Origin of the sequence: Streptomyces sp. NPDC046876 (assembly GCF_040645035.1) — a bacterium.
Taxonomy (GTDB): domain Bacteria; phylum Actinomycetota; class Actinomycetes; order Streptomycetales; family Streptomycetaceae; genus Streptomyces.
Genome location: NZ_JBEYXK010000005.1, coordinates 50,890 through 64,585 on the forward strand (window position 1 = coordinate 50,890; position 13,696 = coordinate 64,585).

11 protein-coding genes, 1 tRNA gene and 1 pseudogene are annotated in these 13,696 nt (G+C 71.0%); 8 read left to right on the forward strand and 5 right to left on the reverse strand.

The window, feature by feature from the left end; genetic code table 11:
* Together ABZ924_RS04935 and ABZ924_RS04940 are read right to left on the reverse strand one after the other, a co-directional pair.
* A pseudogene (locus ABZ924_RS04935) lies at nucleotides 1-1,382 on the reverse strand (hypothetical protein); the annotation flags it as partial.
* Nucleotides 1,383-1,389: 7 nt separating this feature from the next.
* The gene (locus ABZ924_RS04940; protein ID WP_361904179.1) at nucleotides 1,390-2,379 is read right to left on the reverse strand and encodes an SMI1/KNR4 family protein; all 990 of its coding nucleotides are present in this window, start codon (nucleotides 2,377-2,379) and stop codon (nucleotides 1,390-1,392) included.
* 230 nt (nucleotides 2,380-2,609) lie between these two features.
* Here ABZ924_RS04940 and ABZ924_RS04945 point away from each other — a divergent pair, with 230 nt between their 5' ends.
* A complete protein-coding gene (locus tag ABZ924_RS04945; RefSeq protein ID WP_361904182.1) occupies nucleotides 2,610-3,158 on the forward strand; it encodes a YwqJ-related putative deaminase in 549 nt (182 codons plus the stop codon).
* Nucleotides 3,159-3,169: 11 nt separating this feature from the next.
* The gene (locus tag ABZ924_RS04950; protein ID WP_361904184.1) at nucleotides 3,170-3,682 is read left to right on the forward strand and encodes an SUKH-3 domain-containing protein; all 513 of its coding nucleotides are present in this window, start codon (nucleotides 3,170-3,172) and stop codon (nucleotides 3,680-3,682) included.
* 17 nt (nucleotides 3,683-3,699) lie between these two features.
* On the opposite strand, the gene ABZ924_RS04955 is transcribed toward ABZ924_RS04950, so the two are convergent.
* The gene (locus ABZ924_RS04955; protein WP_361904187.1) at nucleotides 3,700-4,983 is read right to left on the reverse strand and encodes a histidine kinase; all 1,284 of its coding nucleotides are present in this window, start codon (nucleotides 4,981-4,983) and stop codon (nucleotides 3,700-3,702) included.
* Nucleotides 4,984-5,113: 130 nt separating this feature from the next.
* On the opposite strand from ABZ924_RS04955, the gene ABZ924_RS04960 reads away from it, so the two are divergent.
* The 6 genes from ABZ924_RS04960 (at nucleotide 5,114) to pth (ending at nucleotide 10,200) form a co-directional block, all read left to right on the forward strand.
* Nucleotides 5,114-5,974 (forward strand): hypothetical protein, encoded by an 861-nt coding sequence (locus ABZ924_RS04960; RefSeq protein ID WP_361904189.1) that lies wholly within the window; start codon nucleotides 5,114-5,116, stop codon nucleotides 5,972-5,974.
* An 11-nt stretch (nucleotides 5,975-5,985) separates the two neighbouring features.
* Nucleotides 5,986-6,056 (forward strand) — tRNA-Gln (locus ABZ924_RS04965).
* A 120-nt stretch (nucleotides 6,057-6,176) separates the two neighbouring features.
* On the forward strand, nucleotides 6,177-7,625 hold the full coding sequence (glmU, locus tag ABZ924_RS04970; RefSeq protein ID WP_361904192.1) for a bifunctional UDP-N-acetylglucosamine diphosphorylase/glucosamine-1-phosphate N-acetyltransferase GlmU: 1,449 nt from the start codon (nucleotides 6,177-6,179) through the stop codon (nucleotides 7,623-7,625).
* A 146-nt stretch (nucleotides 7,626-7,771) separates the two neighbouring features.
* Nucleotides 7,772-8,749 carry a ribose-phosphate diphosphokinase gene (locus ABZ924_RS04975; protein ID WP_361904194.1) on the forward strand — a complete coding sequence of 326 codons (978 nt, stop codon included), beginning with the start codon at nucleotides 7,772-7,774 and terminating at the stop codon, nucleotides 8,747-8,749.
* A gap of 184 nt (nucleotides 8,750-8,933) precedes the next feature.
* Nucleotides 8,934-9,521, forward strand: coding sequence for a 50S ribosomal protein L25/general stress protein Ctc (locus ABZ924_RS04980; protein ID WP_361904197.1), 588 nt, complete (start codon nucleotides 8,934-8,936; stop codon nucleotides 9,519-9,521).
* An 88-nt stretch (nucleotides 9,522-9,609) separates the two neighbouring features.
* Nucleotides 9,610-10,200, forward strand: coding sequence for an aminoacyl-tRNA hydrolase (pth, locus tag ABZ924_RS04985; RefSeq protein ID WP_361904200.1), 591 nt, complete (start codon nucleotides 9,610-9,612; stop codon nucleotides 10,198-10,200).
* 3 nt (nucleotides 10,201-10,203) lie between these two features.
* On the opposite strand, the gene ABZ924_RS04990 is transcribed toward pth, so the two are convergent.
* Both ABZ924_RS04990 and ppc read right to left on the reverse strand, forming a co-directional pair.
* Nucleotides 10,204-10,791, reverse strand: a complete 588-nt coding sequence (locus tag ABZ924_RS04990) for a Uma2 family endonuclease (protein WP_361904203.1) — start codon at nucleotides 10,789-10,791, stop codon at nucleotides 10,204-10,206.
* 117 nt (nucleotides 10,792-10,908) lie between these two features.
* Nucleotides 10,909-13,602, reverse strand: coding sequence for a phosphoenolpyruvate carboxylase (ppc, locus tag ABZ924_RS04995; RefSeq protein ID WP_361904532.1), 2,694 nt, complete (start codon nucleotides 13,600-13,602; stop codon nucleotides 10,909-10,911).
* Nucleotides 13,603-13,696: the final 94 nt, after the last annotated feature.

Here is a 13,696-nt window from a genome sequence, read left to right on the forward strand (position 1 = left end):
GTCACGGCCGGACCCGCCAGCATCGTCGCGGCATGGTCCAGCCCGCGCCCCATCGACGGCGCACCGGGCGGCCCCGGAGGCGCAGGCGGCTGACCCGCACCCGGAGCACCGGGCGGACCGGGAGGAGCCGGAGGCTGACCCGTCACGGCCGGACCCGCCAGCATCGTCGCGGCATGGTCCAGCCCGCGCCCCATCGACGGCGCACCGGGCGGCCCCGGAGGCGCAGGCGGCTGACCCCCACCCGTACCACCGGGCGCACCGGGCGGACCGGGAGGAGCCGGAGGCTGACCCGTCACGGCCGGACCCGCCAGCATCGTCGCGGCATGGTCCAGCCCACGCCCCATCGACGGCGCACCGGGCGGCCCCGGAGGCGCGGGCGGCCCGCCCGCACCCGGAGCCACCGGCGGCCGGGCCGGGGCAGCAGCACCCGGAGCCCCGGGCGGCGCGGGCGGCACCACCGGCGGAGCACCCGGCGGGGTGACCTGGGCCCGGCTCGTCGGCTCCTCGGCCAGCGCCGCCGGCGACCCGGGCACGTGCCCACCGGCAGGGCCGGCAGGCACGGGCGCAGGCGCAGGCATCGGCGGCGCCCCGGCCCCGAGGTCCAGCGCGGGCGCGATCGCGGTCTTCGGGAGCTGGCTGCCCCCGGCGATCAGCTGGGTCCTGGCCTCGGACGACCCCGACGGCGGCGCCGGCAGGTCCTCCAGGTCCGAACCCGACAGCGGCGGCGCGAAGACCGTCGCGGGCAGCGGTACGGACACGTCGTCCGCACCGGGGTTCACGTCGGTGCCGGCCCACGGCGTGGCCCCGGCCGGCACCCCCTCGTTCGCGGTCGGCTCGTACGGCACCTCGCGGCGCAGCGGCACCGGCTCCGGCGCCACGGCGGCCGGCTCGGGCTCCGAGACGGGAACGGACAGCGGCTCGGCCTCGGCACCCGAAGCCGCAGCCGGCACGGAAGCCGCACCAGCAGCAGCCGCACCAGCACCAGCAGCCGCCCCCGCAGCCGGCGGAATCCCCGCCCGGTCCGCGGCCTCCTGCAGCCACTCCGGCGGACTCAGCATGAACGAGGTCTGCTCGGAGTCGATACGCGGCGTCGGCACCGAAGCCTCCGCCGCCGGCGCGGCCGCAGCCCCGTACTCCTCCTCGTACCGGCGGATGACCTCACCCACCGGAAGCCCCGGCCACAACGTGACCTCACCACTGTCCCGGGCGATCACCAGCCGCTGCCGGCCACCCCCCGACACCGGCCCGCCCGCCCGGTCCTCGGCCCACACCACGAACCCCAGCCCGAACTCCCGCACCCGCACCTCACGGTGCTGGTACGGCGGCAGATCACCGTTGATCCACTCCTCGGCGCGCTCCTGCGCCTGCGCAAACGTCACCATCGCGCCGTCATCCCTCCACCGGTGCAGCCACCGGAACCGAACGCGCGAATCCGCCGTCCACCATCAGACCGGCCACCGTCTCCAACTCCGGTGGATTTCCCGCCAACCGCTCGAGAAAGGCATCGAAATCCGCACCGCACGGCAGCAGCAGCCGCTCCACGCGCTCCTGGACCACCCAGCCGTCCCGGTCGCGCCCGTCGTCGTACGGGGAGAACCACACCGAACCGATGCCCTCACCCTTCACCTTCACCGCCAGCAGCCCGCCCTGGACGAACGCGACGCACAGGTAGTCCTTCGTCAGGTGGTCGCGCAGACACTTGTTGACGTACACCAGGTCATTGACCGCAGCCTCCTCACGCACCGTGAAGAACGGCTGGTCCACCAGCAGCCCGAGATCCACGTCCAACCCGGCGCCCACCGGCGCACAGCCGCCCGCCGCCTTCAGGAACGAGCGGTACGCCTCCGGCAGCCGGTACCCCAGGTCCTCCTCGATCCCCTGGACCTGCTCCTCCGTCACCGCCACACCCGTCTTCGGCAGCGCCAGATGCACCGGACGCACCTCCTGCAACGGCCGCGTCCCACGCTTCTCATGGTCCACCGGGGCGGTCGCCAGGCCCGCGTGATGCCGCAACAGCGCCTTCACCTCCACCGGAACCAGCTCCATCCGCCGCGTCCCCGCCACGTGGTGCCACGTCCAGCCGTGCGGCGTCGCAACCGGGCCGACCGTGTCCCACAAGGCGTGCCCCGCAGCATGCATGGCCGCATTCGCGGAGACGTAGTCCGTCAGCCGCAGCTCGTCCACACCGAAGCCCTCGGGCGGTTCGGCGATCTCCACCGCCGCCCGCGCATACGGCGAGAAGTCAGGATGTCCCTGAGCGCCCATCCGCACTCCATGAGGATGCCGCGCGGCCCGGACCGGGTCCGGGAAATGCACGACCTGCCCCGAGTACGCGGCGTTGGGTGGCGCGGCGTGCTGCCCGAGCCGACCTGTCGTCATGGCGGTAGCCCCCTGCTGGATCTGGCTGGTTCACCACAGCCTATGTGCTCCGGCAAGAGCGGCCCCCGCCCGCAAGCCCCCCACCCGCACGACGGCCGGGAACATCCGAATTGATACGAATATTCGACCCCGGTTCCACACGACAGAGGACATTTGACAGGCTGTCCCCGCAGCACGGGGGCGTGCGCAACAGCGGCCACCACCGCAGCCACGGGAGGGAAGAAGCGACCATGCAGAACACAGCGACACGCACGGGCACACCCGACGGCGGCCAGGCCGCAGCCGGACCCGGCGGAGATCCCCGCCTGCGCTGGAGCGGCACCGACGCCCGCACCACCGCACCCGTACCCCGCTTCCGCCGCGACGGCATCCTCCCCACCATCGCCGCCGCCCTCTCCGTACGCGGCGAAACCCTCACCGGCACCGCCGGCAAAGCCGACCAGCCACCCGCCCTGCACCCCCTCGTCCAGGACTTCCTCGACACCCTCACCAGCGGCCAGCGTGAACGGTTCACCGGCCGATGTCCCGAGGCCATCCTCGTCTCCCGCCACCTCACCGCCGCCGAAGGCGCCCGCAGCAAGCGCGCCTCCCGCAAACCCCTCACCGCGAGCGAAGCCCGCCGCTCCCTGAAAAACTCCAAGATCACCGCCCGCCGCATCCGCGAGGACGGCGACCCCCTCCACGGCACCTACGCACCGCCCTGCCGCTCCTGCGAAGCCCTCCTCGCCCACTTCGGCGTACGCCACGTCGACCTCACACCCGCGTCAGAGAAAGCCTGACCACCACCACCATGACCATCTCCTCCGCCTCCTACGACCGCTCCTCCGCCACCCGGTTCCCCTCCACCGTGGACCAGGCCCTGCGCACCGCCGGCTGGGAGCCCGGCCGCTGGGACATCAAACAGGCCGAGTACTGGGCCGACGCACTGCGCGACCACACCACCCCGGCCGGACACCGCCACACCGTCTTCCCCGCCGCCGTCGAGGCATGGGCCGAATTCGGCGGCCTCACCGTCAAAGCGCACGGACCCGGCCGCCAGATAGCCCCCGTCCCCCTACGCCTCGACCCCCTCACCGGACTCCACCTGGCCCGCACCTTCGCCGACCTCGGCCGCGCCCTGTCCACACACCTCTGCCCGCTCGGCGTCGACTCCGACGGCGGCTCCCACCTCGCCATCGACCAGGAAGGCCGCGTCTACGCCATCGACCACACCGGCGACTGGTACCTCGGCGCCAGCATGGACGAGGCCCTCACCCTGCTCCTGACCGGCCTCCAGCCCACCCGCCTGACCATGGCCCCGTAAAGACCCGCACACCCGCGTCAGCGCCGCCCACCCGGCAGAACCGCCGAAACCCTGAACCCCCCGGAGTCCGTCGGGCCCGACACGAACACCCCACCGAGCCCGACGACCCGCTCACGCATCCCCACCAGCCCATTGCCCCCACTGGGCAACTCGGGCCGGGCCACGTCCGCCGCACCCGGCCCGTTCTCCACCTGCATGGCCACCTCACCCTCACGATGGGCCAGCCGCACCACCACCTCGGCCCCCGGCGCATGCTTGTGGCAGTTGGTGAGCGCCTCCTGCACCACCCGGTACGCCGTCTGCTCCACCTCCGCCGAATAACCCGGCCCCGTCCCGCGCACGTCCAGCAGCACCGCCATCCCCGCCGCGCGCGACTGCCCGACCAAGGCCTCCAGCTCGGCCAGCGTCGGCCCCTCCTCGAAACCCCCGGCAGACGCAGCCGACCGGGCCGCCGCCCCACCGGCAACCGCGGCAACGGGCGCCGGCCGCGGCGCAGCCGGCGCCCGCAGCACCCCCAACATCTCCCGCAACTCCGTCAGCGCCTGCCGGCCCATGTCCGCCACCAGCGCCGCGTTCTTCGCCGCCTTCGCCGGATCCCGCGGCGCCACCGCCTGCAGCGCCGCCGCGTGCACCACCATCAGCGACACCCGGTGCGCCACCACGTCGTGCATCTCCCGCGCGATCCGCGTCCGCTCCTCCGTACGGGCCCACTCGGCCCGCTCCTCCGCCCGGTCCGCCAGCAGCGACAGCTCCCGCTCCAACGAGTCGGCCCGCTCCTGCAAGCTCTCCATCAGCCGCCGCCGGGCCCCCACGTACAGCCCGAGCAGCACGGGCGGCACATTGAGCGCCACCGCCATGAACACCGACAGCACCACCACGAGGGTCGGGGTGGTCCCGGTCTGCCCGATCGTGCGCAGGTAGGTGACGACAAAGGTGGCCGCCAACGACATCGAGGCGAGCGTCGCGGTGATCCGCCGGGGCACCTCACAGGCGGCCAGCGTGTACAGCCCGACGACACCCAGCAGGAACCCCATCGCAGCCGGCGCCACCCCGATGCCGACCAGCACCACCGCGATCGGCCAGCGCCGCCGCAACACGAGCACGGACCCCACCGCAACCCCGAACAGCACCCCCGCGACGGTCGGCAACCCGCCCTCCCGGGCGAAGTCCACCCCCTCGAACGCACACTCCAGGGCCGACAACGCCCCGAGCCCCACGTCCAGGACGGCCCCCCGCCGCCGCTCCCACCACAGGGGCCCGTCCCGACCGGCCCCGCCCTGCTGATCCCCCGCACTGGTCATGCCCTCAGCGTACGCAGCGCCCCCAGCACACCCGCGACCGGAATTCCCGCAAACCCGAGGTAATCGCACGTCCGACTGAATCGACCACGGAAAGAGACCTGAATCCCACATTCCGGACCAAGGTGGCGGCATGAGCAAATACTCGGACTTCGAAGCCCTGCGCGAGCAAGCGGTCGCCCTGCGCCGGGAAGGCCTCAGCCGCCGCCAGATCCGCGACCGCCTCTGCGTCTACAACGGCGACATCCTGAACCGCCTCCTCCAGGGCGAGCCGGCGCCGGAATGGACGAAGCGCCCCAACGCCAAGGACGACCTCCGCGACCGCGCCCGCGAGCTCCGCCTCCAGGGCATGACCTACGACCAGATCCAGCTCGAACTGGGCTGCTCGAAGAGCTCGATCTCCCTGTGGGTCCGCGACCTACCGAAGCCGGACCGGCAGCGGACCAAGGAGGAAGCCACCGCCGCGGCGCGACGCGGTTGGGAGCGGACCCTCGAGATGCGCGACGAGGAAAGACTCCAGACCAAGCGGGACGCAGCCCGCGAGATCGGCTCGATCTCGGACCGGGAGCTGTTCCTCTTCGGCGTCGGGCTCTACTGGTCGGAGGGCAGCAAGGACAAGGCCTACGAGCGGCGAGAGCGCGCGATCTTCGTCAACAGCGACCCCGACATGGTGCGGGTCTACCTCTCCTGGCTTCGCCTGCTCGGCATCAGCGGCGAGCACATCCGCTTCAACATCGCCATCCACGAAACGGCCGACAGGGCTGCCGCGGAAGGCTTCTGGGCGGACCTCGTGGGCGCCGACGCGGGGAAGTTCCTCACGACCACCGTCAAACGGCACAACCCCAAGACCAGCCGCAAGCACACCGGCGAGAACTACTACGGCTGCCTTGCCGTACGCGTCCTGCAAAGCGCCGAGCTGTACCGTCGCATTGAAGGCTGGTGGTGCGGCATAGTAGGGGCTGTGTCCGAAGCCGATCAACGAAATCGGACATAGAGGGCGAACCATCCCGGATCGTCTAAGGGCAGGACAAATGGTTTTGGTCCATTGAATGAGGGTTCGAATCCTTCTCCGGGAGCGCACGGAAACACAGCTCACGTTCGGGTCCTGACCGGAAGGTCAGGACCCGCCCTCGTTTCCGGCCCTTAACGCCCCGGTATCCTTCACAGGTCCACCCCCGAAGCCGAAGGGCACACCCGTGAGCGCCAACCGCCCGGCAGCCGTCGTCGTCCTCGCAGCGGGTGAGGGCACCCGCATGAAGTCGGCCACTCCCAAGGTTCTGCACGAGATCTGCGGGCGTTCGCTCGTGGGGCACGTCGTCGCCGCCGCGCGCGAGCTGGACCCCGAGCACCTCGTGGTCGTCGTCGGCCACGCCCGTGAGCAGGTCACCGCGCACCTCGCCGCCGTGGACGCCGATGTGCGCACGGCCGTCCAGTACGAGCAGAACGGCACCGGCCACGCCGTCCGCATGGCCCTCCAGGAGCTCGGCGGCTCCGTCGACGGGACCGTGGTCGTGGTCTGCGGCGACACCCCGCTGCTGACCGGCGAGACCCTGGGCGCCCTGGTCGCGACCCACGGGGCCGACGGCAACGCCGTCACCGTCCTGACCGCCGAGGTCCCGGACTCCACCGGCTACGGCCGCATCGTCCGCGACCCGGAGACCGGCGCCGTCACCGCGATCGTCGAGCACAAGGACGCCACCGAGGCGCAGCGCGCGATCCGTGAGATCAACTCCGGGGTGTTCGCGTTCGACGGGGCGCTGCTGGCCGATGCGCTGGGCAAGGTCCGTACCGACAACAGCCAGGGCGAGGAGTACCTCACCGACGTGCTGGGGATCCTGCGCGAGGGGGGCCACCGGGTCGGTGCGTCCGTCGGCAGCGACCACCGCCAGATCCTGGGGATCAACAACCGCGTGCAGCTCGCGGAGGCCCGTGCGCTGCTGAACGCCCGCCTGCTGGAGCGGGCGATGCTCGCCGGAGTGACCGTGGTGGATCCCGCGAGCACGCTGGTGGACGTGACGGTGACGTTCGGCCAGGACGCGGTGGTGCACCCGGGTACGCAGCTGCTGGGCGCGACGCACATCGCCGAGGGGGCCGAGGTCGGTCCGAACACCCGGCTGAAGGACACCCAGGTCGGCCCGCGGGCCCGCGTGGACAACACGGTGGCGGATTCGGCGGTGGTCGGGGAGTCGGCGTCGGTGGGTCCGTTCGCGTACCTGCGTCCGGGTACGCGCCTGGAGCTGAAGGCGAAGGCCGGCACGTTCGTGGAGATGAAGAACGCGGTGATCGGCGAGGGTACGAAGGTGCCGCACCTGTCGTACGTGGGTGACGCGACGATCGGCGAGTACTCGAACATCGGTGCGGCGAGCGTGTTCGTGAACTACGACGGTGAGCACAAGCACCACACGACGATCGGCTCACACTGCAAGACGGGCTCGGACAACATGTTTGTGGCACCCGTCACCATCGGGGACGGCGCCTACACGGCCGCCGGCTCGGTGATCACGAAGGATGTGCCGCCCGGCGCGCTGGCCGTGGCACGCGGCCAGCAGCGGAATATCGAGGGTTGGGTGGCCCGCAAGCGTCCGGGAAGCGCTGCCGCGTCGGCGGCTCAGTCGGCGGTCCGGGAGGACTCCGCGGAGGGCTGAGGCGGCCTTCAGGTGAACTGACCGGAAACAGGTACGTCCGAGACGGCGTACCGTGATACGTGCACGCAATTCGGCTGGCTTCACCGTGTGCGGGACGGACGCACACGGGGGCGAGCAGCTTTCAACACGTCTGAGGAGACTGTGCTGTGACCGGGATCTCGACGACCGGCGAGAAGAAGCTGATGCTCTTCTCCGGCCGCGCCCACCCCGAGCTGGCCGAGGAGGTTGCGCACCAGCTGGGCGTCGGCCTCGTGCCGACGAAGGCCTTCGACTTCGCGAACGGTGAGATCTACGTCCGCTTCCAGGAGTCGGCGCGTGGTGCGGACTGCTTCCTGATCCAGAGCCACACGGCTCCGATCAACAAGTGGATCATGGAGCAGCTGATCATGATCGATGCGCTGAAGCGCGCGTCGGCCCGCTCCATCACCGTGATCATCCCGTCCTACGGCTACGCCCGCCAGGACAAGAAGCACAAGGGCCGCGAGCCGATCTCGGCCCGTCTGGTCGCCGACCTGCTGAAGACCGCGGGTGCGGACCGCATCCTGACGGTGGACCTGCACACGGACCAGATCCAGGGCTTCTTCGACGGTCCGGTGGACCACCTGTCGGCCCTGCCGGTCCTCGCGGACTACGTGGGCGCCAAGGTGGACCGCACCAAGCTGACGATCGTCTCCCCGGACGCCGGCCGTGTGCGTGTGGCCGACCGCTGGTGCGACCGTCTCGACGCCCCGCTGGCGATCGTGCACAAGCGCCGTGACAAGGACGTCGCCAACCAGGTGACCGTCCACGAGGTCGTCGGTGAGGTCAAGGGCCGGGTCTGCGTCCTGGTCGACGACATGATCGACACCGGTGGCACCATCTGCGCCGCGGCCGAGGCGCTGTTCGCGCACGGTGCGGAGGACGTCATCGTGACGGCCACGCACGGCATCCTGTCGGGCCCGGCGGCGGACCGCCTGAAGAACTCGAAGGTGAGCGAGTTCATCTTCACGAACACCCTGCCGGACCCGTCCGACCTGGAGCTCGACAAGATCACGGTCCTGTCGATCGCTCCGATGGTGGCGCGCGCGGTCCGCGAGGTCTTCGAGGACGGCTCGGTGACCAGCCTGTTCGAGGAGCAGCAGTAGGCACCGGATCGCACGGGTAGATCCTTTTGGGCGCGGCCTCCGCGCCGGGTAGACTCTTCGAGTTGCTCGGCGAGGGAGGCCGCACCTTTTGGTGTCGGCGCTCCGTTATCGACGCGCTCTTCGTAGCAGGCCGTTTCGTGGCCGGGTGACCTTGTCCGTTTTCGTCACCCCACGAGGAGTGAACATGTCCGAGGTCAAGCTCTCCGCTGAGATCCGCACCGTCTTCGGCAAGGGCGCCGCCCGTGCCACCCGCCGCAACAAGCAGATCCCCGCGGTCATCTACGGCCACGGCGAGGCCCCCAAGCACGTGTCGGTCGAGGGCCACGCCCTGACGATGGCGCTGAAGACCCCGAACGTCCTGATCTCCCTGGACATCGCGGGCGAGGGCACCGAGCTGGTCATCCCCAAGGCCGTCCAGAAGGACCCGATCAAGCGCACCGTCGACCACGTCGACTTCCTCGCCGTCAAGAAGGGCGAGAAGGTCACGGTCGAGGTTCCGGTCCAGACCGAGGGTGACCTGGCCGCCGGTGGCAACCTGCTGGAGCACGTCCTCGCCGCGGTGTCGGTCGAGGCCGAGGCCACCCACCTGCCCGAGGCCCTGACGGTCTCCGTCGAGGGTCTGGCCGCCGGTGCGTCCGTCCTGGCGCAGGACATCGCGCTGCCGTCGGGCGTTTCCCTGGTGACCGAGGGCGACGCCGTCGTCCTGCAGGTCGTCGCCGCGCAGGCCGAGGAGCCGGCCGCCGAGGCCGCCGAGGAGGGCGCGGAGGCCTGAGCCTCCCCGTCGCGTTTGCCGACCGACCGCCGTCCGGCTCCACTGGAGCGGGACGGCGGTCGTCCCATGTGCAGAGGAGCGAGCAGGAATGTCGGACGAGTCGAGTCCTTGGCTGGTGGTCGGGCTGGGCAACCCAGGCGGTGAGTACGCCGGCAACCGCCACAACATCGGTTTCATGGTGGTGGACCTGCTGGCGGAGCGGATCGGCGGGAAGTTCAAGGCGCACAAGGCGCGGGCGCAGGTGCTGGAGGGTCGGATCGGGCCGCCGGGGCCGGCGAACCGGCGGGTGGTGCTGGCGAAGCCGATGTCGTTCATGAACCTGTCGGGCGGGCCGGTGACGGCACTGCGCGACTTCTACAAGGTGCCGGTGGACCGGATCATCGCGGTCCATGACGAGCTGGACATCGATTACGCGACGCTGCGCCTGAAGGTGGGCGGCGGCGACAACGGGCACAACGGGCTGAAGTCGATGACGAAGTCGATGGGGGCGGAGTACCACCGGGTCCGTTGTGGCATCGGGCGGCCGCCGGGTCGTATGCAGGTCGCGGATTTCGTGCTGAAGGACTTCTCGTCGGCGGAGCGCAAGGATCTGGACTGGTTCGTGGACCGGGCTGCGGATGCGGTGGAGTGCCTGGTCACGGAGGGCCTGGAGCGCGCCCAGTCCGCGTACAACTCCTGAAGGCTACAGGTCGTCGAGTCCTTCGAAGTCGAGGTCGGCCGGGTAGGGCCGGTCGACGCGGAACGGCTTCGTGTGGATGCCCTGGCAGACGTAGGCGCGGGTGTGCGGGTCGAGTTCGTAGAGGTACACCACGGGCTCGACCTCCTCGTCGCCCTCGTCCTTGACGATCCAGTAGTTCGGGATGCCGGCCTTGGCGTATTTGCGGAGCTTGGCGTCGGTGTCCCGGGCCTCGGACTCCGGTGAGACCACTTCGACGGCCAGCAGGACGTCCGCGGCGTAGAAGTGGGTCTGCCTCGGGTCGGTGAGCGCCTCGCGCCGGATGACGGAGATGTCCGGTTCGGGGCCGTTCCTCTTGTCAATCACCACTGTCATCTCGCGCGCGACCTTGAGGTGGTCCGGCGCGCTCCGCCGCAGACGGTTCACCAGGAGGTCGATCAGCGCGGAGTGGACGTAGCGCTGCGGACTCACGAAGACCAGGCTCCCGTCGATCAGCTCGGTGTGTCGCGGGAGGTCCGGCAGCGTCAGCAGGTCGTCCACGGTATAGCCGTCGAGCGGCGGCCGCGTCCAGTCGTGCACCGACTCAGCGGTCATGGTTGCTCCCATGGACGGCATTCTGGTCTTGGAACACAACGGTAGCGGCCGGTGTCCGCGCTCGTCATCACATCGTGTGACGGGCGCGGATACCGGCCGTTCGTTCGACCGTCCGGGTCAGCCCGTGTTGCGCAGGCCCGCGGCGACACCGTTGACGGTGAGGAGCAGGGCGCGGGAGAGGACGGGGTCCGGGGCTTCGCCGCGGCTGGCGGCGGCGCGCTGGCGGGCGAGCAGGGAGACCTGGAGGTAGGAGATGGGGTCCAGGTAGGCGTCGCGTACGGCGAAGGTCTTCTGGAGGACGGGCTGGGAGTCCAGGAGCTTTTCGCCGCCGGTGATGCGCAGGACCTCGCGGACGGTGAGCTCGTGCTCGGCGCGGATGCGGTCGAAGACGTGCTTGAGCTCGTCGGGGACGAGGGTGTCGACGTAGTGCTGGGCGATCCGCAGGTCGGTCTTGGCGAGGGTCATCTCGACGTTCGACAGGAAGTTGCGGAAGAAGTGCCAGCGGGTGCCCATCTCGGAGAGGGCGCCGTCCTGGCCGGCTTCGCGCAGGGCCTTGAGGCCGGAGCCCACGCCGTACCAGCCGGGGACGATCTGGCGGGACTGGGTCCAGCCGAAGACCCACGGGATGGCGCGCAGGCCGTCGAGGCCGGCGCCGGAGTCGGGGCGGCGGGAGGGGCGGGAGCCCAGGTGGAGGTCGGCGAGCTGGTCGACGGGGGTGGCGGCGAAGAAGTACGCCGGCAGGTCGGGGTCTTCGACGAGCTCCCGGTACGCGGCGTGGGCGGCCTCGGAGACGATGTCCATGGCCGCGTCCCAGCGGGCGAGGTCGTCGTGGGACTGGCGGGGCCGGGTGTGCAGGGCGGAGGCCTGCAGGGTGGCCGCGACGGTCAGTTCGAGGTTCTCGCGGGCGAGGGACGGTACGAGGTACTTGTCGGAGATGACCTCGCCCTGCTCGGTGACCTTGATCTCGCCTTCCAGGGTGGCCCAGGGCTGGGCGAGGATCGCGTCGTGGGAGGGGCCGCCGCCGCGGCCGACGGTGCCGCCGCGGCCGTGGAAGAGGCGCAGGCGGACGCCGTGGCGGTGGGCGACGTCGCGGAGCCGGCGCTGGGCGCGGTGGATCTCCCACTGGCTGGTGGTGATGCCGCCGAACTTGGAGGAGTCGGAGTAGCCGAGCATGACTTCCTGGACGTCGCCGCGCAGGGAGACCAGGCGCCGGTAGGAGGGGTCGGCGAGCATGTCGTCGAGGATGACGTCGGCGGCGCGCAGTTCGTCGGTGGTTTCCAGGAGCGGCACGATGCCGATCTTGGCCCAGCCGGCGTGGAGGTCGAGGAGGCCGGCCTCGCGGGCGAGGACGGCGGCGGCGAAGACGTCGTCGGCGCCCTGGCACATCGAGATGATGTAGGACTCGATGACTTCGGGGCCGAACTTCTCGAAGGCGTCCTTGATGGTGAAGAAGACGCCGAGGGTCTTCTGTCCGGCCGGGTCGAGGGGCGCGGGTGTGGGGGCGAGGGGCCGGCGGGAGCGGAGTTCCTTGGCGAGGAGCTTCTGCCGGTAGTCGCGGGGCATGTCGGCGTAGCGCCAGGATTCCTCGCCGAGCCGGTCGAAGAGCTGGCCGAGGGCGTGGTGGTGGGCGTCGGCGTGTTCGCGTACGTCCATGGTGGCCAGCTGGAGGCCGAATGCGGCGATGGTGCGGATGGTGCGGTCCATGCGGCCGTCGGCGAAGAGCGCGCCGCGGTGCTCGCGCAGCGAGGTCTGTACGAGGGTGAGGTCGGTGAGGAGCTCGGAGGTGCCGAGGTAGTCGCGGCCTTCCTCGTGGGGGGTGCCCTTGGCGAGGCGCTGGCGGGTGTTGAGGAGCTTCTGCCGGATGCAGGTGACCTTCAGGCGGTACGGCTCCTCGGCGTTCAGCCGCTTGTAGCGGGGGCTGATCTCGGGGAGGCGTTCGAGGTCGGCCTGGAGGGAGGAGAGGAGTTCCTCGGTGGCGCCGGTGTAGCGGATGGAGTTGGAGAGCAGGCCGCGCAGGTAGTCGATGAGTTCGAGGGCGTCGGTGATGCCGTGCTCGTGCTGGAGGATCAGTACTTCGCGGGTCACCTCGGGGGTGACGTTGGGGTTGCCGTCGCGGTCGCCGCCGATCCAGGTGCCGAAGGTGAGGGGGCGGGTGCCGGGGGGCAGTTCGACGCCGACGCGCTGGAGTTCGGCTGCGAGGTCTTCGAGGACGTCGCCGACGGCGCCGGCGTGGAGCTCGTCGAGGTAGTAGATGGCGTTGCGGGCTTCGTCGGCGGGCTCGGGGCGGGCGACGCGCAGTTCGTCGGTCTGCCAGATGAGGTCGATGTTCTCGGCGAGGCGCAGGTCGTGGCGGCGGCGGTCGCCGGCTCCGGAGGCGGGCTCCTCGAGGAGGGCGGCGATGCGGCGCAGCTTGTTGAGGACGCTGCGGCGGGCGGCCTCCGTGGGGTGCGCGGTGAAGACGGGACGGACGTTGAGGTTGCGGACGGTTTCGCGCAGGTGCTCGGGGTCGGCGTCCTTGAGCATGTCGGCGGTGCGGGCCAGCAGGCCGCCCTCGGCGGCGCGGTGGGCGCGCAGTTCGCGGCCGCGGTGGACCTGCTCGGTGACGTTGGCGAGGTGGAAGTACGTGGAGAAGGCGCGTACGAGCTTGGCGGCGGTCTCCAGGTCGGTGTCGCCGAGCAGCGCGGCGGCGGCCTCGCCGTCGGTGCGGGTCAGGGCGCGGACGCGCTCGACGAGGTCGAGGAGTTCTTGGCCCTCCTGGCGGACGAGGGTCTCGCCCAGGAGGTCGCCGAGGCGGCGGATGTCCGCGCGCAGCTCCGCGTTGGCGGAGGTGTCGGCGGTGGAGGGGGCCTGTGCCCGGGTGGGGGCCTGGGCCGAGGAGGCCTGGTCGGCACTGCTCACAGGTGCG